Source organism: Acinetobacter sp. ANC_7513, assembly GCF_056779915.1.
In genome coordinates, this window is the sequence record NZ_JBWYIW010000001.1 from 576,992 (window position 1) to 593,688 (window position 16,697).

Below are 16,697 nucleotides of genomic sequence, written 5' to 3' on the forward strand. Positions count from 1 at the left end.
ATTTATACTAAACACTATTTTGATTTAAATTTTGAGAATTAGGTAAGGAAGATCACATGATTAACGATCTTAAAAAAGATGCTGAAGAGCGCATGAATAAATCATTGGACTCATTAGAGCATGGTTTTGCTAAAGTTCGTACAGGTCGTGCACATCCATCAATTCTTAACGGCGTAATGGTTCCTTACTATGGCTCTGATGTGCCATTAAACCAAGTTGCTAACATTGGTGTTGAAGATTCGCGTACATTGCTTGTTCAACCTTTCGAGCGCACCATGGTTGCTGCAATTGATAAAGCAATTCGTGAGTCAGATTTAGGTTTGAACCCAATTACTGCTGATTCAATTCGTGTACCAATGGCGGCATTAACTGAAGAAACACGCCGTGATATGCAAAAAGTGGCACGTAACGAGGCTGAAAATGCAAAAGTTGCGATTCGTAATATTCGCCGTGATGTATTAGGTGATATTAAAGCGTTGCTGAAAGAAAAAGAAATTTCTGAAGACGATGAGCGTCGTGCTGGCGATGAAATCCAAAAAATCACAGATAAATTTGTTGCTGAAGTTGAAAAGCGTTTAGCAGCAAAAGAAGCAGAGTTGATGAAGGTCTAAGCTATATAATGACCATTTCAGCAGAGCTTCTGCCTCAACATGTTGCCATCATTATGGATGGCAACAATCGTTTTGCAAAAAAGAAACATCTACAAAAAGGTGATGGACATCGTGAAGGAAAAAATGTCCTTGATCCGATTGTAGAGCATTGTCGTAAAGTGGGTGTAAAAGCACTTACTGTTTATGCCTTCTCAAGTGAAAACTGGAATCGACCTCAATACGAAGTTGATTTGCTCATGAAACTGTTGGAAGAGACGATTAATGAACAAATTCCTCGAATGATAAAGTTTCAGATTGGGCTTAGATTCATCGGGGATCGCTCTCGTTTATCGCCAGAATTGCAACAATTAATGTTGCAAGCAGAACAAAGGACTGCTACTTTCACAGAAATGACGCTCACAATTGCTGTGAGCTATGGTGGAATGTGGGATATCGCACAAACTGCTAAAACAATCGCACAACTCGTCAAAGAACAAAAAATTGATGTTGATCAAGTTGATGTTGATTTGTTTGCTCAGCATGTCAGTTTAGGTGACTTACCTCCAGTCGACTTATTGATTCGTACTGGTGGTGATTATCGATTGTCTAATTTTTTATTATGGCAATCTGCATATGCTGAGTTGTATTTTACTGAGACGTTGTGGCCAGAATTCACAACAGAAGAATTGGATCATGCCTTTGGTGTGTTTTTAGGGCGTGAAAGGCGCTTTGGAAAAACCTCTGAGCAGGTCCAACAAGAGAAAATAGAGAACTAATAATGTTAGAGCGGATAATTACCGCATTGATTTTAGTGGCTGTAGTCTTGAGCTGTATGTTTGCAACTACATCCATTTATCCAATGTTAGCGTTAATGATTATCGCTGCCGGGGGGGCTGGCTATGAGTGGTTTAAACTCATGCCTCGTCAAACTGATCAAGTGAATAAATTTAAAGCAGGATGCTTTGGTGTAATCACTGCGGTATTTTCTGCAATTGCGCTTTATTTTGATGATCTAGTACTGCTGTTGTGGAGTGCTTCGATTATTACTTGGGTTATTACCATTTATTGGGTTAAGCAATATCCTCTTTATGATGCGTGGTATAACACTTCACTGAATTGGATTGGTGTAGTGATTATTAGCGCTGCAGTATCGGCAATATACGAAGTCTGGATAAGTTCACCTTGGTGGCTCATGTATCTATTCCTCTTAGTGTGGGGTGCTGATAGTGGGGCGTATTTTGTAGGTAGGAAGCTTGGTAAGCGTAAGCTTGCACCTGAGGTGAGCCCGAATAAATCTATTGAAGGGTTAATCGGTGGTGTAATTACAGTCATCATTGTTATCTTATTTGTACAATTTAACTATTTAGATTTAACCGCAGTAGAGCATATTCTATTTTTACTCCTATCTGTGCTGACAGTATTTAGCTCAGTTCAAGGTGATTTATTTGAATCAATGATTAAGCGTCGTGCAGGTATTAAGGATTCAGGTCGTATTTTGCCTGGTCATGGTGGTGTATTAGATCGCATTGACTCATTGCTTGCTGCCGCACCTATTTTTGCTGCGGGAATATTTGTTTTAAAACTTGTTGGTGTAGATTTATAGATGTCTCAATCAGTATGTATATTAGGTGTAACGGGTTCAATTGGACAAAGTACCTTAAAAGTCATTGATCGACATCCAGAGAAGTACAATGTTTTTGCGGTATCTGCATTTAGTCGTGTAGAGCAGTTAAGCGAAATATGTCAACAATATCATCCACAGTATGCTGTTGTACCTTCAGGCAAGGTGGATGAACTACATCAATTTTTCAAATTAAAAAATATCACTTCAACCGAAATTCTCTCTGATGAGTCGGGTTTAATCGCTGTTGCTGAGCATCCTCAGGTTGATATCGTGATGGCGGCGATAGTGGGTGCGGCAGGATTATTGCCAACACTCGCTGCTGTTCAAGCTGGTAAGCGTGTTCTTCTAGCAAATAAAGAATCGTTGGTGATGTCTGGTGACATCATGATGAAGGCCGCTAAAGAGAATAAAGCCTTATTATTACCTGTAGATTCTGAACATAACGCAATATTTCAGTGCCTGCCTCAAAATTATTTACAATTAGATACAGGTGGTAAACCCCAGTTAGGTGTTTCACAAATTTTGTTGACTGCTTCTGGGGGGCCATTTTTGCATCATACGCTAGATGAGCTCAGTAAGGTGACACCTGCACAGGCTTGTAAGCACCCTAATTGGTCTATGGGGCAGAAGATATCAGTTGATTCGGCAACGCTAATGAACAAAGGTCTCGAATTGATCGAGGCCTGTCATTTATTTTCAATTCAAGAACATTTTGTTACAGTGGTTGTGCACCCACAAAGTATTATTCACTCAATGGTTCAGTATGTTGATGGTAGTACTTTGGCTCAAATGGGTAATCCTGATATGTGTACGCCGATTGCACATGCATTTGCATGGCCAAATCGAATTGAAACACATGTTCCTCCGCTAGATTTATTTGTAAACGATACGCTTAATTTTAAGCAGCCTGATACTGTGCGCTTTCCAGCGCTGCAATTGGCTCGTGAAGCAATGAAATCTGGAGGATTGGCCCCTGCGATCTTAAATGCTGCAAACGAAATCGCGGTTGAAGCATTTTTAAAAAATAAAATCAAATTTTTAGATATTCCTAAAGTTGTTGAATCAACTTTGAACCATATTCAAAATTCAAATGCTGATTCTTTAGAGCTAATCCTAGAGACTGATTCGCTTTCACGTCGTTATGCTATTCAACTCACGAATTCACTGAGTACCTAAGATGAATATACTTTTCATTATCGTCGCGGCTATTTTGCTTCTAGGTCCATTGATTGCAATTCATGAATTTGGACATTACTGGGTAGCACGAAAACTTGGCGTTAAGGTTCTTGTGTATTCAATTGGATTTGGTCCAACAGTTCTAAAGTGGACCTCTAAAAAGTCAGGCATTCAATATCAGCTCTCTGCATTGCCTTTAGGTGGTTATGTAAAAATGCTAGATGAGCGTGAAGGTAATGTAAGTGCAGAAGATTTACCTTATGCGTTTAATCGGCAATCCCCTTTAAAACGAATTGCAATCGTTGCTGCGGGACCACTTGTTAATTTAATTTTTGCTGTTTTACTTTTTTGGATTCTGTTCTTACCAGCTCAGGAACAATTAAACACTCGAGTTGGTAAAGTGATTAAAAATACGCCAGCCGCACAAGTAGAGATGCGTTCTGGTGATAAAATCATAGCAGTGGATGGAACTGCGACACCAACTTGGGAAAAATTGAATTATGCGCTGATTGATCGCGTAGGTGAAACTGGTACGATTCAAATTCAAGCTGATCGTGATGGTCAGGTACAAACTTTTAATTTACCGATTCAGCAATTTTTAAAAGATCAGTCTCAATCACCATTGGATGTCTTGGGGTTTTTACCATATCGACCTCATATTCAACCAGTTGTACATAAATTATCTGAAGATGGTGCTGCTATACGCCAAGGGATGAAAGAAGGTGATGTAATTGTCGCGATTGATAATAAAAAAATTAACGATTGGTTTGAAGTTGTTGATATAGTACAAAAATCACCAGAAAAACTATTGAATATCGAAGTGATGCGTCAAGGCGAGATTGTTCAATTAAACGTCATGCCGCAAGGAAAGCGTGACAATATGGGCAATACGACAGGAATGTTGGGAGTGCAAGCTCAATCTGGTCAGATCAATATTCCTGCTGAATATAAGCATACAATTCAATATAATCCAGCGGAAGCTTTCGTGGTAGCGGTTGAAAAAACGGGTCAATTATCTTCTATGATCCTTGGCTCAATTGTCAAAATGATTCGAGGATTGATTGGGTTGGATAATCTCTCGGGTCCAATTACGATTGCTAAAGTTGCAGGTCAAAGTGCTGAAATGGGGTGGCAAACTTTCATTTCATTTATGGCATTAATGAGTGTAAGTTTGGGGATATTAAATTTGCTTCCGATTCCGATGTTGGATGGTGGGCATTTAGTTTATTACATAATTGAATTAATTCGTGGTAAACCTGTTTCTGAACAAATACAATTGGTTGGATTAAAAATTGGTATGGTGTTGCTGGGAAGTATGATGTTTCTCGCAATATTTAATGATTTTATGCGTTTATAAGCGTTATAGATGGATAATTAACTTACTGGAAAACAATAGGCATGCAGCACAAACATTTATTTATGCCATTGGCACTCGTTAGCGCAATGGCAGCAGTACAACAAGTATATGCAGCAGACGAGTTTATCGCGCGGGATGTGCGTGTTGATGGATTAGTTCGACTAACGCAAGCTAATGTACTCGCAATGTTACCGGTGAATGCTGGGGATCGCATTAATGATCCAGTGATTGCGAATGCGATTCGTGCGTTGTATGCCTCTAATTCGTTTGATGATATTCAAGCTTTCAAAGAAAACGATGTTTTGGTTTTCAAAGTCGTTGAACGTCCTATTATTTCTAAAATCAATTTCAAGGGTAATAAGCTCATTCCAAAAGAAGCCTTGGAAGAGGGCTTGAAGAAAATGGGTCTAGCTGAAGGTGAGGTGCTCACTAAATCTGCACTTCAGACGCTAGAAACTGAGCTTGAACAGCAGTATTCACAACAAGGTCGCTATAATGCGGATATTCAGGTCGAAACTGTTGCAAAAGCCAATAACCGTGTTGATGTCAATATTAATTTCATTGAAGGTAAACCAGCTAAAGTTTTTGAAATTAATTTAATTGGTAATACTGTATTTAAAGACGATGAAATTAAGCAAGTCTTTGCTGTCAAGGAAAGCGGATGGTTATCTGTCATTTCCAGAAATGATCGCTACGCGCGTGAAAAAATGGCAGCAAGCCTTGAAGCATTAAGAGCTTTATACCTTAATAAAGGTTATATCAATTTTGAAATTACCAACTCTAATTTGAATATCAGTGAAGATAAAAAAAATATTTTCATTGAAGTTTCAATGAATGAGGGTGAGCAATTTAAATTTGGTGAAACCAAATTTTTAGGTGATGCTTTATATAAAGACGAAGATCTTCGTGCACTAAAGATTTATAAAGATGATGCAACTTACTCACAAGAGTTGGTGAATGCAGTAAAACAGTTGTTACAGCGTAAGTATGGTAATGCTGGTTATTACTATGCTGAAATTAATGTTGTGCCTCAAATTGACAATGAAACAAAAAAAGTTAATTTGAATTATTACATCAATCCGGGTCAGCAAGTTACGGTTAGACGTATTAATTTTACAGGTAATACCAAGACTGCTGATGAAGTTTTACGTCGTGAAATGCGCCAGATGGAAGGTGCATTAGCGAGTAACGAAAAAATTGATCTTTCAAAAGTCCGTTTAATGCGTACTGGATTTTTCAGTAAAGTAGATGTTAAGCCGGTACGTGTTCCGGGGGCGCCTGATCAGATTGATTTGAATATCGCTGTTGAAGAACAACACTCAGGATCAAGTACTTTAGCTGTGGGTTATTCGCAAAACGGGGGTATTACGTTCCAAGCAGGTTTAAGTCAAACTAACTTCTTAGGTACAGGTAACCGTGTAGCGATTGATCTTTCTCGTTCTGAGACACAAGATTATTATAACCTAAGTGTTACTGATCCATACTTTACAATTGATGGTGTCAGCCGTGGTTACAATCTCTATTATCGTAAGACGAAATTAGACGAAGACTATAACGTTAACAATTATGTTACAGATAGCTTCGGTGGTGGTCTGAGCTTTGGTTACCCAATTGATGAGAATCAGAGCTTAAGTGCTGGTATTAATATTGATCAAACTGAAGTAACGACTGGTCCATTTGTTTCTACTTATGTGCGTGATTATTTACTTGCCAATGGTGGTAGGGAAACAAGTACTGGTAAGTATTGTCCAGTCGACTTAGAGCCAATTAAAGATGATAACGGTAATGTAATTGGTTATGAACCTTGCTCTGAACCTGAAGTTGAGTACGGTAATGAGTTTAAAGGTGATTTCTTTACTTATAGTTTAAATTTAGGTTGGTCTTATAACACATTAAATAATCCACGCTTCCCAACGTCGGGTATGTCTCATCGTGTTAATGCAGAGATTGCATTGCCGGGTAGTGATGTTGAATATCAGAAGGTAACATACGATACTCAAGCCTTTATTCCTTTAGGAAAGGATTTTGTATGGCGTGGTTATGGTAAGGTAGGTTTCGGTAATGATTTACCATTCTATAAAAACTATTACGCTGGTGGTTATGGGTCTGTTCGTGGTTATGATAATAGTACATTAGGTCCAAAATATCCGAGTATTACAGATGCTGCTCTAACTCGAGAAGATAGAAACCCTGAAGAGGTGGGGGGTAATGCATTAGTTCAATTTGGTACTGAATTAATCTTACCAGTTCCTTTTAAAGGCGACTGGGCGCGACAGGTCCGTCCTGTTATTTTTGCAGAAGGTGCTCAAGTGTTCGACACTCAATGTGACGTACCTACTGGAAATATTTATTTTGGCGCAACCAATTCGACTGCATTCGATGCTAGACAATACTGTAAAGACAACTTTGGTTTCGATGCTGGAAATATGCGATATAGTGTTGGTGTAGGCTTCACATGGATTACGATGATTGGTCCACTATCATTAAGCTATGCGTACCCACTGAATGATAAGCCTGGTGATGAAACTAAGTCTGTTCAATTTGAAATTGGTCGTACTTTCTAGTACGGCCTTTTGCCTTTAAGGAATAATAATGAATATGTTTAAAACAACGATTTCAACGGTTTTACTCACATCTGTAGTTGGCTTTGCGCATGCAGCAGGATATGGAGTAATTGATTTAGAAAAAGTCGTTGAAAATAGCACGTACTTAAAACAGCAGAATACTCAGCTTGAGCAGACAATTAAACCGCAAACGGTAAAATTAGAACAATTGGGTAAAGAAATTGAAGCGTTGGCTAAATCGGCTCAAGCCAATCAATCGAATGCCCAGCAACTATCCTCTCAATATCAAACGAAGATGAACGAATTTCAATCTTTGCAACAGACTGTTCAATCACGTGTTCAAAGCACCATTCAAAATACAAATAAAGTTTTCGACTCAAGAATTAAACAAGTTGCTGAACAATTGCGCAAAGAAAATAATCTTGATTTAGTTTTAAATAAAAATGCTGCCTTGGCATATGACCCAAAATACGATTTAACTGCTAAAATGATTCAAAAGGTTAATGCAATCAAATAGTCAATGAAATCAAATCAATTTCGTCTCGATCACTTGGCCAAACTTGTACAAGGCCAAGTTATTGGTGATGCAGATCTGTTGCTAGAGGGTCTTGCAAGTTTAACTCAAGCGAACTCAAACCAAATTTCTTTTGTAAATTCTGATAAGTATTTAGACGAAGCGATTTCATCTCAAGCAGGTGCCTTAATTGTCACTTCTGAGATGCAGGCTCAGCTTAATCAGCATAATAATTTTATTGTCGTACAAAATCCGTATCTTGCTTTCGCGATTTTAACTCATGTGTTCGAATCTAAAACTGTGCAACGTGGAATCGAGGCCACCGCAGTAATCGATCCGAGTGCTATGATTGGAGATAATGTATACATTGGTCATTACGTTGTAGTTGGCCCACATGCCGTGATTGGTTCAAATACAGTAATTCATTCGCAAACTAAAATTGATGAGTATGTTGAAATCGGTGAGGATTGTTTCATTGATTCGCATGTCACGATTACGGGTCGATCTAAAATTGCTAAACGTGTTCGTATCCATGCGAATACCGTAATTGGAGGAGAGGGTTTTGGCTTTGCTCCTTATCAAGGTAAGTGGAACCGAATTGCTCAACTCGGGTCTGTTCAAATTGGAAATGATGTCAGAATTGGTTCTAACTGTAGTATTGATCGTGGCGCTTTAGATGACACTATACTTCATGATGGTGTGATTATTGATAATCTTGTGCAAGTCGCACATAACGTTCAAATCGGTGAAAATACTGCAATTGCTGCAAAATGCGGTATTGCGGGCAGTACTGTGATTGGCAAAAACTGTATCCTTGCAGGTGCTTGTGGTATCTCAGGACATCTAAAAATTGTAGATAATGTGACGCTAACTGGAATGTCAATGGTCACAGGTAGCATTTTAGAAGCTGGTACATATTCTTCAGGAATGGGATTGCTCGAAAATTCTCGTTGGAAACGGACAGTTGTTCGTCTAAGACAATTAGCAGATGTGCCATTGACCAAATTAGTCAAACAAATAGATGATATGCAGGCTCAGTTAGAGTCAATCGAATCAACTTTAAAATTGCGTAAATAATATGACAGAGTCTACTTTATCTTTTTCAATTCCTGAATTGCCGATGAATATTCAAACAATTCGTGAATATTTGCCGCATCGTTATCCATTTCTATTGGTAGACCGTGTTACAGAAGTGACTGAGAATGGAATTGTTGGATTTAAAAATGTCTCCATAAATGAAGAGTTTATGCAAGGTCATTTTCCAGGTTATCCAATCATGCCGGGTGTCTTAATCGTTGAGGCGATGGCACAAATTTCTGGCGTTCTTGGCTTTATTATGAACAATGAAAAACCCAAACCGGGTTCACTTTTTCTTTTCGCTGGCGCTGAAAAAGTTCGTTTTAAAAAACAAGTCGTTCCTGGTGATCAACTCGTGTTAAAATCAGAGCTTGTAATGCAGAAACGTGGTATTTACAAGTATCTTTGTAGTGCGAGCGTTGATGGTGTAATTGCAGCGACAGCTGAAATTATTATTTCTCATCAGAAATTAGAGCAAGCATGAGTAACAGTGATTTAATCCACCCTACAGCAATTATTGATCCTACGGCAACGATTGCTTCTGATGTAAAAATTGGTCCTTATTCGATTATTGGTCCTCATGTGACGATTGATAGTGGGACAGTGTTACATTCTCATGTGGTGGTTGGTGGATATACTCGCATCGGTAAATCAAACGAAATTTTCCAGTTTGCCAGTGTGGGTGAGGTGTGTCAGGATCTTAAGTATGCTGGTGAAGAAACTTGGCTTGAGATTGGCGACAACAACAAAATTCGTGAGCATTGCAGTCTGCATCGCGGTACAGTGCAGGATCAAAGTATTACTAAAATTGGTAGTAATAATCTGTTGATGGTCAATACGCATATTGCGCATGACTGTGTGGTGGGTAATAACAACATTTTTGCAAACAATGTTGGTGTCGCAGGTCATGTGCATGTTGGTGACTTCGTTGTTGTCGGTGGCAACTCCGGTATTCATCAATTCTGTAAAATCGACTCATACAGCATGATTGGTGGAGCATCATTGATTTTGAAGGATGTTCCTGCTTATGTGATGGTGTCTGGTAATCCGGCGCATGCATTTGGAATGAATGTAGAAGGTATGCGTCGTAAGGGTTGGTCCAAAGATGTAATCAATGGTTTACGAGAATCATTTAAGTTGATTTATAAAAGTGGTCTGACGACACAACAAGCCATTGAGCAGATTACTGCTGAAATTTTACCAAATGTTTCTGAAGCTCAGCTCCTCATAGATTCTCTAAATGAATCTAAGCGCGGTATTGTTCGTTAAGAGCTTTTGCTAGCAAAAAAAAGACATCTTATGATGTCTTTTTTATTTAACTTTTTTTGAAATATCCAGCTTCTTCTGAGTCAGGATAGGTGCTTAGTAGTTTATTTTTATAAATTTCAGCAGTTTGAGCGTTTTTATTTACATCTTTCGCGATGCTATACAGCTGATATAAAGATCGCGGTGCTTTTCCTGAGTTTGGAAACTTCGAAGCGACAGTTTCATAGTGTTTTCTTGCTTCTTCATAATTGGGTGGTTCAATTGCTAAATTGAATTCAGCTAACCAAAAATAGGCATTACCTGTATACACACTATTTGGATTATTACGTACAAAGTTTTGCATAGGTGCAATGGCTTTTTTTGCGCCACCTTGTTTGTATGCATCTAAGGCAACTGTATAAGCTGCTTTATCAAGTTCTTGTTGGTTGGTTTGATTCAAGTTCGTTGCATTTTGTGATGCTGTGGTATTTGAGTTAGTGCTAGTGCTTGGTGCAGTTGACTCATTAGGAACGGGTGGTGCAGCATTAGGATCCTCGATATTGGACTCTTCCACAGGATCAATTTTTTGTTGAAGGAGTTCTAATCTTTGATCTAGATCTGTATAGCGATTTTTTAATTCGTTGGTCAGTTGATTAATTTGATGTTCTTGTTCTTCTAATTTGCCTTGAAGTGCACGAATTTGATTTTCTAAGCGTTGACTTTGTTGGATAAGCTGCCAACTGGTGTTGGTAGGGGCTGTAGCGGTGTTATTCGCTGCGACTGCTGTTTGGTTCAAACTCGAATTTTGGCTTAATCCTTTTGATTCGATAGGAATATTGGCAAAAACTGATGTTGAGCTCATCAATGCTAGTGCAAGAAAAGTACGCTTATTGAGCATGTTCATTATTCCATTTGTGTCCATACTCAAATTTGAACTTTGAGTATTTTCAATTCTTAATAATCAGATCATTAAAAACGTCATAGCATTTAAAATCAATATAAATTTACAATGAAACTGTATAAATGAAGAAATTTAAGTTGAAGTTATTTAGATGAAAAATATCAAGTTTGTTGTTAATAGATTAGTAAATATTCACTTGAACTTTTTTAGTGCCTTTAAAGCCCATTATGGTCTTGCAAGATCGTTAAAAATCTCTATACTCTGTTCTTGCAATGGTAGCCCTGCTGGTGGCTTCGCAATTGTACTCTGAGAACCCCGCCAGGACCGGAAGGTAGCAACGGTATCAGAACTATGATGTGCCGGAGTTTTGCTAGTAGGGTTGCCACCATTATAATAATTTTATTTCTTATTCTTCATTCTCTTTTCTTTTTATAGCTTTCATAATCGCATCCATTTCAAAGCCTCTATATTGTAAAAAGCGAATTTGTTTTGCTTTTAATTTTGCGTCCTGAGCAACTTCATAGCCATATTTTTTGACCTTCAATAAGTATGCTTGTTCATACCAATCTATTTCTTCCATTTCTGGTTCAGCCAAGGCTTTATCAACGTGTTTGCTTTTAAGCGCTAGCTTTATTCGATTTGGACCTTTTCCTTTACGTAATTGGCTGCGTACCGTCATTTCTGCAACGCGAGCATCACTTTGATAATTTTCTCGCGCTAGCTCATCAACTAAGCTCAAAACCTCTTCCTTATTTTGTGCATACAAAGCAAGTTTATCGATTAAGTCTTTTTTTGAGTATTCTTTGCGAGTTAAGACTGCAAATGCATACGATCTCAAACGAGTTCCTGTTAAGCCTTTATTTTGTGCTAGAGCTGATGAATGGTTGTCATCTAAATCACATTCATCTGATGCTTGATTTTTCGGGTGTTGGCTAGCCACATGTTGATCATTGATGAGATGTTGAGGTTCATCTTCATTCATTATTGATTTTAAGTCCTCATAATGAATGAACTTGGGAAACTTCTCTGACATTTTAAATCCATGCTCTTAAACAAAAGCGCCCATAATTTGGGCGCTTCGATTTCAAATTTTTTGAAAAATTATACTTCAAATAAATCAGCTTCTTCGTCATTTTCTTCGGTTGGAGCTGGAGTCGCTGTGGTTAACAACTGTTCACGAATCATGCGATCAAGATCTTGTGCAAGTTGAGGATTTTCCTCAAGATGACGAATCACGTTGTTCTTACCTTGTCCAATCTTGTTACCTTGGTATGAATACCAAGCACCAGCTTTTTGAACAAGTTCTTGTTGTACAGCGAGATCGACCAATTCAGCAAGCTGATTTGTACCTTTACCGTACATGATTTGGAATAATGCTTCACGGAAAGGAGGTGCCATTTTGTTCTTCACCACTTTAACGCGTGTTTCAGAACCAACAATCTCATCGCCTTCTTTCACTTGACCAATGCGGCGAATATCTAAGCGTACAGAAGCATAGAATTTGAGCGCATTACCACCAGTAGTGGTTTCTGGACTGCCAAACATGACACCAATTTTCATACGAATTTGGTTAATGAAGATCACCATGCAGTTGGAGCGCTTTGCATTACCTGTAATTTTACGCAATGCTTGGCTCATCAAGCGTGCTTGTAGACCCATATGAGAGTCACCCATTTCACCTTCAATTTCGGCTTTAGGGGTTAAGGCTGCTACAGAATCGACAACAATTAAGTCGATAGCGCCAGATCGTACCAGCATATCTGCAATTTCTAGTGCTTGTTCACCGTGATCAGGTTGTGACACCAATAAGTTATCGATATCTACACCAAGTTTGCGAGCATATTGAGGATCTAAAGCATGCTCAGCATCGATAAATGCACAAGTACCACCAGCTTTTTGACATTGCGCAATCGCTTGAAGTGTCATGGTGGTTTTACCTGATGATTCTGGACCATAAATTTCAATAATACGGCCTTTAGGTAAACCACCAATACCTAGTGCGATATCCAATGTAAGAGAGCCTGTAGATACAGCTTCTACAGCTTGAACAGTATTGTCACCAAGGCGCATTACCGTATTTTTACCAAATTGTTTTTCAATTTGGCTTAAAGCAGCACTCAGTGCTTTGCTTTTATTATCATCCATCTCATAACCTCAAAACGATGTAAATCACTGATAACTTAAGTGGATGTCTTTAATTAAGTCTAATGTCCACGGCATTTATAGTGACAGAAAAAATCGAACTGTTCTATAATTTTAAACTTCAAAACGACAGTATTTGTCGCTTTAACTTATTCATCATCGTATGACCAAACTTCGTCATATTGCTGACCATTTTGTTGACGGAATCTTGTAATATCACGTCGATCTTTTTTGCTTGGTCGATGATCTGGTCGTGCAAGATTATGCAATTTTCTTTGTGCAGAAAGCAACTCACGACGCGCGATACTGACTTCAGTTTCTTCATAGAGTAATTGTGCAGTAGGTGCCCCGCCTCGTACAGATGATAATGCTTTCACAATGACGGTTTTCTTTTCAAATCCCTGCTGAATCGTTAACTCCATTCCTACACGTACTTCTCTGGAAACTTTAACACGATCATTGTTGTGATGAACTTTACCACCTTCGATTGCTGCTTTGGCAATTGAGCGGGTTTTAAAAAAGCGTGCTGCCCAAAGCCACTTATCAATTCGCATTGAATCAGTGATTTTAGTTTCATGCTGTTTTGACATTCATTTCTTTCTCATGGTTAATTTGGTCTAAATAGGGGATTAATGATCTTAGATCATTAATTGCAGGATACTGAAGTTTAGACCTTTCGCGCTCAGGTTGAGCGCTAGATGGTTGGGTAATTGTGATTAGATGCTCAATACCAAAAGATTTAGCACCTTCGAGTACAACCGCAGTATCATCAACGAGAACGCAGTGACGAGGTTCAAATGGGTGCATTTGCTGTAATTGATCCCAAAATTCAAAACGCTCTTTAGCAAAACCGATTGTTTCACTACTGATCATCACTTCAAAATAAGAGGTGAGGTCAACTTGATTCATTTTCAATGCCAAACCTCTTTCATCAGCATTGGTGACTAACCATATTCGGTATCCAGCTTGCTTAAGGCTTGATAATAACGCAATGCATCCCTGTCTCGGCTTGATGAATTCTTTGTGATCGTGTTGAAGCTGAAAAGTATCAACGCCGACTTTGGCTGTCCAAAAGCGCGTAGAATACCAATCGAGCGTGTGCTTATGATCTTGATAAAATTTAAATAGAATTTGATTGCTCTGCTCTAAACTGATTTGATGAGTTTTGGCATGTCGCTCAGGGAGTTTGTGATTCCAAATTAAATCGTCAAAAGCAAGATCGAGTAGGGTTCCATCCATGTCGAACATGATGATCGGTTTGTCCATTCAAGATTCCTCAAATATTTTCAAACTTTAAAATCAATGAGAAAATTTCAATATTTACATAGATTTTGGATGTTTAAATTAAAATTAACTCAAATAAAATATTTTCAAACTTGAACAAAAATATTTACCTTTCAAGCAAAATTATGTACAAAACTGTGTACATATTTTTAGTTTGTACAAATTCGTGTCCATTATAGCGGAATAGTGTGGGGGCTTCATGGCTTTAAGTGATTCATGGTTGAAATCGAATAATGGTAAAGAGAGAGATAAAGTTGAAGTCGTTACTGACCGTGATTCACTTTCTGTACGCATCTCACCAAAGGGAAAAATTGTTTTCCAGTACCGCTACAGATTCAACGGAAAAAGTAAAAGGCTCGATGTTGGAACATATCCTTTAATGAGCTTAAAAGATGCACGTAACCAAGTTTTATTATTCAAGGCTCAATTAGACCAGGGCAAAGATCCGTATCAACTAAAACTAAAAACAGAACAAAATTATTTTAGCCAGCCTACAGTCAAAGAGATTTGTACAGAGTGGTTCAATAAAGTCGCAGTAACCAAAGTCTCCATGAAAGATGATTCAAGGGCCTTTGAGCTTCATGTATATCCAGTAATCGGCAAAAGAATTTGCGATGAGGTTGGATTGCAGGAATGGTCACAGCTCCTGTTTTCAATCGCTGAAAATGCTCGTACTGTAGCAGTAAAGGTTCTTGGCAATTTAAAGCTAATAATGCGCTGGGGATGTGTACACGGAAAATTAATAAATCAACCGTTACAGCATTTGAGAGCTGCAGATTTAAATATTAAAAAGACTGTCAAAAATAGATTTCTAACTGAACAAGAAATATTTTGGGTTGTACATGCTTCAATGCAATCTAGAAATATGCCATCAAAAAATAAAGCGCTTATTCTGATGCTCTTGCATTTCGGTTGTCGAGTGGGTGAACTTCGTTTAGCAAAAAAATCAGATTTTGATTTTGAAAACCACGTTTGGAATATTCCTGTAGAAAACCATAAGACTGGTCGTAAAAACGGAAAGGGGATCGTTCGCCCATTGATTCCTCAAATTGAGGAATTTTTGAAATCTGTATTCGCGATGACACCAGATTCATGTCCATATGTTTTTCCGAATGTGAATGGGAAAAAGTACACGCAATTAACGAAAGGCTTTCAAACAACCATACCGTATTACATTGATAATAATATTAAGAAAATATTTGGTGCTGATATGCCAAGTTGGTCTATTCATGATTTGAGAAGAACTATGCGAACGCACATATCAGATCTAGCGCCACCGCATATTTGTGAAATTATGCTTGGACACGCTTTACCGCAGATTTGGGGAACTTATGATTTGAATGAGTATTTAGAAGCTCAGGCACAAGCTTATTCGAAGTGGTTCGATAAGCTTTGTGCCATATTAGATAATCATGAACGATTTGATAGAAGCGGTTCAATATCTAAACTATCAAGCAATCCGCTACTTTTTTCCCAAGATGCCACCGCTTTGATGCCATAACGGCTATGTGATCTACCATGTGCTTTGATCACTGGTTGTGGGAAAGCTTTATTGTTGCGCCAGTTGATCAAAGTCCCTTCACAAATTTGATAACGCTCTAATAATTCTGGAGTTGTAATAAAAATCGCCATATAAATTTACTCCTATTTAAATCCGCATACTGAACAAAACACGCCGCAATGAACGGTAAATTTCTTACAAATAAAGCAGTATTCAGTCATTGGTTGGCTCCTGTGCTTCGATCATGGTCTTATATTCTTCAAAGTCACAGTTATTTGGATCGGTAGCGGTAAGTAACTCTTGGATTTGACAAGCCAAACGCCACCACTCCATATTTCGTGGGTTTTCAGACTCAAAAGGGAGTGGTTTTGATTTATCGCGTTGGAAGCGGTTTGCATTACCCAGTAAATCAACCAACTGAATAGTCGAATCAATAATTTCAAAGTCAGTTCTACTTGCTTGCACCGCATTCTCTTTGGCTGCTTGCCATGCTTCCCAAAGCATATTCACTAGATCATCTACATATTCTTGGTCGCACTCTTTAAAATCCAAAAGATGATGATTTGGGTGGATATCGCCATCGTGATAATTAACAACAAACCAATCCTCAAACGCCTCTCTTTCTTTCTGAATATCCATCACGCCACCTTTTCCCATATCGTCACGACCACAGCCGAAAAACCAAAAATAATTAACATCACACACCCATAAAAATATTCACG

The 16,697-nt window shown here is 38.3% G+C and carries 18 protein-coding genes and 1 other RNA gene; 12 read left to right on the forward strand and 7 right to left on the reverse strand.

Annotation, left to right across the window (positions count from 1 at the left end):
• Positions 1-56 precede the first annotated feature (56 nt).
• The 10 genes from frr to lpxA are packed head-to-tail and all read left to right on the forward strand — an operon-like array spanning position 57 to position 10,171.
• On the forward strand, positions 57-611 hold the full coding sequence (gene frr / locus AC1M9B_RS02745; RefSeq protein ID WP_035263669.1) for a ribosome recycling factor: 555 nt from the start codon (positions 57-59) through the stop codon (positions 609-611).
• An 8-nt stretch (positions 612-619) separates the two neighbouring features.
• Positions 620-1,366: a polyprenyl diphosphate synthase gene (gene uppS / locus AC1M9B_RS02750; protein WP_481587503.1), complete on the forward strand. Its 747-nt coding sequence runs from the start codon at positions 620-622 to the stop codon at positions 1,364-1,366.
• A 2-nt stretch (positions 1,367-1,368) separates the two neighbouring features.
• Positions 1,369-2,193, forward strand: a complete 825-nt coding sequence (locus AC1M9B_RS02755; protein ID WP_035263666.1) for a phosphatidate cytidylyltransferase — start codon at positions 1,369-1,371, stop codon at positions 2,191-2,193.
• On the forward strand, positions 2,194-3,390 hold the full coding sequence (gene ispC, locus AC1M9B_RS02760; protein ID WP_481592676.1) for a 1-deoxy-D-xylulose-5-phosphate reductoisomerase: 1,197 nt from the start codon (positions 2,194-2,196) through the stop codon (positions 3,388-3,390).
• Position 3,391: 1 nt separating this feature from the next.
• On the forward strand, positions 3,392-4,747 hold the full coding sequence (gene rseP, locus AC1M9B_RS02765; protein WP_481608486.1) for an RIP metalloprotease RseP: 1,356 nt from the start codon (positions 3,392-3,394) through the stop codon (positions 4,745-4,747).
• A 41-nt stretch (positions 4,748-4,788) separates the two neighbouring features.
• On the forward strand, positions 4,789-7,311 hold the full coding sequence (bamA, locus tag AC1M9B_RS02770; RefSeq protein ID WP_092766346.1) for an outer membrane protein assembly factor BamA: 2,523 nt from the start codon (positions 4,789-4,791) through the stop codon (positions 7,309-7,311).
• A gap of 28 nt (positions 7,312-7,339) precedes the next feature.
• Complete coding sequence (locus tag AC1M9B_RS02775; protein WP_373683274.1) at positions 7,340-7,828, forward strand: OmpH/Skp family outer membrane protein; 489 nt, start codon at positions 7,340-7,342, stop codon at positions 7,826-7,828.
• A 3-nt stretch (positions 7,829-7,831) separates the two neighbouring features.
• Complete coding sequence (gene lpxD / locus AC1M9B_RS02780) at positions 7,832-8,902, forward strand: UDP-3-O-(3-hydroxymyristoyl)glucosamine N-acyltransferase (protein WP_092766345.1); 1,071 nt, start codon at positions 7,832-7,834, stop codon at positions 8,900-8,902.
• Position 8,903: 1 nt separating this feature from the next.
• Positions 8,904-9,386 (forward strand): 3-hydroxyacyl-ACP dehydratase FabZ, encoded by a 483-nt coding sequence (gene fabZ, locus AC1M9B_RS02785; RefSeq protein WP_035263658.1) that lies wholly within the window; start codon positions 8,904-8,906, stop codon positions 9,384-9,386.
• Entirely contained in the window at positions 9,383-10,171 is a 789-nt protein-coding gene (lpxA, locus tag AC1M9B_RS02790; protein ID WP_035263657.1) for an acyl-ACP--UDP-N-acetylglucosamine O-acyltransferase, read from the forward strand. Before fabZ ends, lpxA begins: the two co-directional genes overlap by 4 nt.
• A 46-nt stretch (positions 10,172-10,217) precedes the next feature.
• Here the strand turns inward: lpxA and AC1M9B_RS02795 are convergent, their stop codons facing one another.
• On the reverse strand, positions 10,218-11,045 hold the full coding sequence (locus AC1M9B_RS02795; protein ID WP_481608487.1) for a YbgF trimerization domain-containing protein: 828 nt from the start codon (positions 11,043-11,045) through the stop codon (positions 10,218-10,220).
• 285 nt (positions 11,046-11,330) lie between these two features.
• On the opposite strand from AC1M9B_RS02795, the gene ffs reads away from it, so the two are divergent.
• An RNA gene (gene ffs, locus AC1M9B_RS02800) (signal recognition particle sRNA small type) lies at positions 11,331-11,427 on the forward strand.
• 27 nt (positions 11,428-11,454) lie between these two features.
• Here the strand turns inward: ffs and AC1M9B_RS02805 are convergent.
• From AC1M9B_RS02805 to AC1M9B_RS02820, 4 genes are all read right to left on the reverse strand, one after another.
• The gene (locus AC1M9B_RS02805) at positions 11,455-12,030 is read right to left on the reverse strand and encodes a regulatory protein RecX (RefSeq protein ID WP_481608488.1); all 576 of its coding nucleotides are present in this window, start codon (positions 12,028-12,030) and stop codon (positions 11,455-11,457) included.
• Positions 12,031-12,149: 119 nt separating this feature from the next.
• On the reverse strand, positions 12,150-13,193 hold the full coding sequence (gene recA, locus AC1M9B_RS02810; protein ID WP_035263652.1) for a recombinase RecA: 1,044 nt from the start codon (positions 13,191-13,193) through the stop codon (positions 12,150-12,152).
• Positions 13,194-13,339: 146 nt separating this feature from the next.
• Entirely contained in the window at positions 13,340-13,780 is a 441-nt protein-coding gene (locus AC1M9B_RS02815) for an RNA-binding S4 domain-containing protein (RefSeq protein WP_035263651.1), read from the reverse strand.
• Positions 13,764-14,456 carry an HAD-IA family hydrolase gene (locus AC1M9B_RS02820; protein ID WP_481608489.1) on the reverse strand — a complete coding sequence of 231 codons (693 nt, stop codon included), beginning with the start codon at positions 14,454-14,456 and terminating at the stop codon, positions 13,764-13,766. The genes AC1M9B_RS02815 and AC1M9B_RS02820 overlap by 17 nt, the downstream gene beginning before the upstream one ends.
• 217 nt (positions 14,457-14,673) lie before the next feature.
• Between AC1M9B_RS02820 and AC1M9B_RS02825 the strand changes: the two genes are divergently transcribed.
• Positions 14,674-15,975, forward strand: coding sequence for a tyrosine-type recombinase/integrase (locus AC1M9B_RS02825; RefSeq protein WP_481608490.1), 1,302 nt, complete (start codon positions 14,674-14,676; stop codon positions 15,973-15,975).
• Here AC1M9B_RS02825 and AC1M9B_RS02830 read toward each other — a convergent pair.
• Entirely contained in the window at positions 15,885-16,106 is a 222-nt protein-coding gene (locus tag AC1M9B_RS02830; RefSeq protein WP_481608491.1) for a hypothetical protein, read from the reverse strand. The genes AC1M9B_RS02825 and AC1M9B_RS02830 overlap by 91 nt on opposite strands.
• Before the next feature lie 82 nt (positions 16,107-16,188).
• The gene (locus AC1M9B_RS02835; protein ID WP_481608492.1) at positions 16,189-16,614 is read right to left on the reverse strand and encodes a phiTE_015 family protein; all 426 of its coding nucleotides are present in this window, start codon (positions 16,612-16,614) and stop codon (positions 16,189-16,191) included.
• Positions 16,615-16,697 lie beyond the last annotated feature (83 nt).

Bases quoted from the DNA above. Each gene is read 5' to 3' on its own strand.
- AC1M9B_RS02835 (WP_481608492.1), bottom strand. From the start codon at position 16,614: ATGGATATTCAGAAAGAAAGAGAGGCGTTTGAGGATTGGTTTGTTGTT.
- AC1M9B_RS02820 (WP_481608489.1), bottom strand. From the start codon at position 14,456: ATGGACAAACCGATCATCATGTTCGACATGGATGGAACCCTACTCGAT.
- uppS (WP_481587503.1), top strand. From the start codon at position 620: ATGACCATTTCAGCAGAGCTTCTGCCTCAACATGTTGCCATCATTATG.
- AC1M9B_RS02825 (WP_481608490.1), top strand. From the start codon at position 14,674: ATGGCTTTAAGTGATTCATGGTTGAAATCGAATAATGGTAAAGAGAGA.
- fabZ (WP_035263658.1), top strand. From the start codon at position 8,904: ATGACAGAGTCTACTTTATCTTTTTCAATTCCTGAATTGCCGATGAAT.
- lpxD (WP_092766345.1), top strand. From the start codon at position 7,832: ATGAAATCAAATCAATTTCGTCTCGATCACTTGGCCAAACTTGTACAA.
- AC1M9B_RS02775 (WP_373683274.1), top strand. From the start codon at position 7,340: ATGAATATGTTTAAAACAACGATTTCAACGGTTTTACTCACATCTGTA.
- bamA (WP_092766346.1), top strand. From the start codon at position 4,789: ATGCAGCACAAACATTTATTTATGCCATTGGCACTCGTTAGCGCAATG.
- frr (WP_035263669.1), top strand. From the start codon at position 57: ATGATTAACGATCTTAAAAAAGATGCTGAAGAGCGCATGAATAAATCA.
- recA (WP_035263652.1), bottom strand. From the start codon at position 13,193: ATGGATGATAATAAAAGCAAAGCACTGAGTGCTGCTTTAAGCCAAATT.
- AC1M9B_RS02755 (WP_035263666.1), top strand. From the start codon at position 1,369: ATGTTAGAGCGGATAATTACCGCATTGATTTTAGTGGCTGTAGTCTTG.
- AC1M9B_RS02830 (WP_481608491.1), bottom strand. From the start codon at position 16,106: ATGGCGATTTTTATTACAACTCCAGAATTATTAGAGCGTTATCAAATT.
- AC1M9B_RS02815 (WP_035263651.1), bottom strand. From the start codon at position 13,780: ATGTCAAAACAGCATGAAACTAAAATCACTGATTCAATGCGAATTGAT.
- lpxA (WP_035263657.1), top strand. From the start codon at position 9,383: ATGAGTAACAGTGATTTAATCCACCCTACAGCAATTATTGATCCTACG.
- ispC (WP_481592676.1), top strand. From the start codon at position 2,194: ATGTCTCAATCAGTATGTATATTAGGTGTAACGGGTTCAATTGGACAA.
- AC1M9B_RS02805 (WP_481608488.1), bottom strand. From the start codon at position 12,030: ATGAATGAAGATGAACCTCAACATCTCATCAATGATCAACATGTGGCT.
- AC1M9B_RS02795 (WP_481608487.1), bottom strand. From the start codon at position 11,045: ATGCTCAATAAGCGTACTTTTCTTGCACTAGCATTGATGAGCTCAACA.
- rseP (WP_481608486.1), top strand. From the start codon at position 3,392: ATGAATATACTTTTCATTATCGTCGCGGCTATTTTGCTTCTAGGTCCA.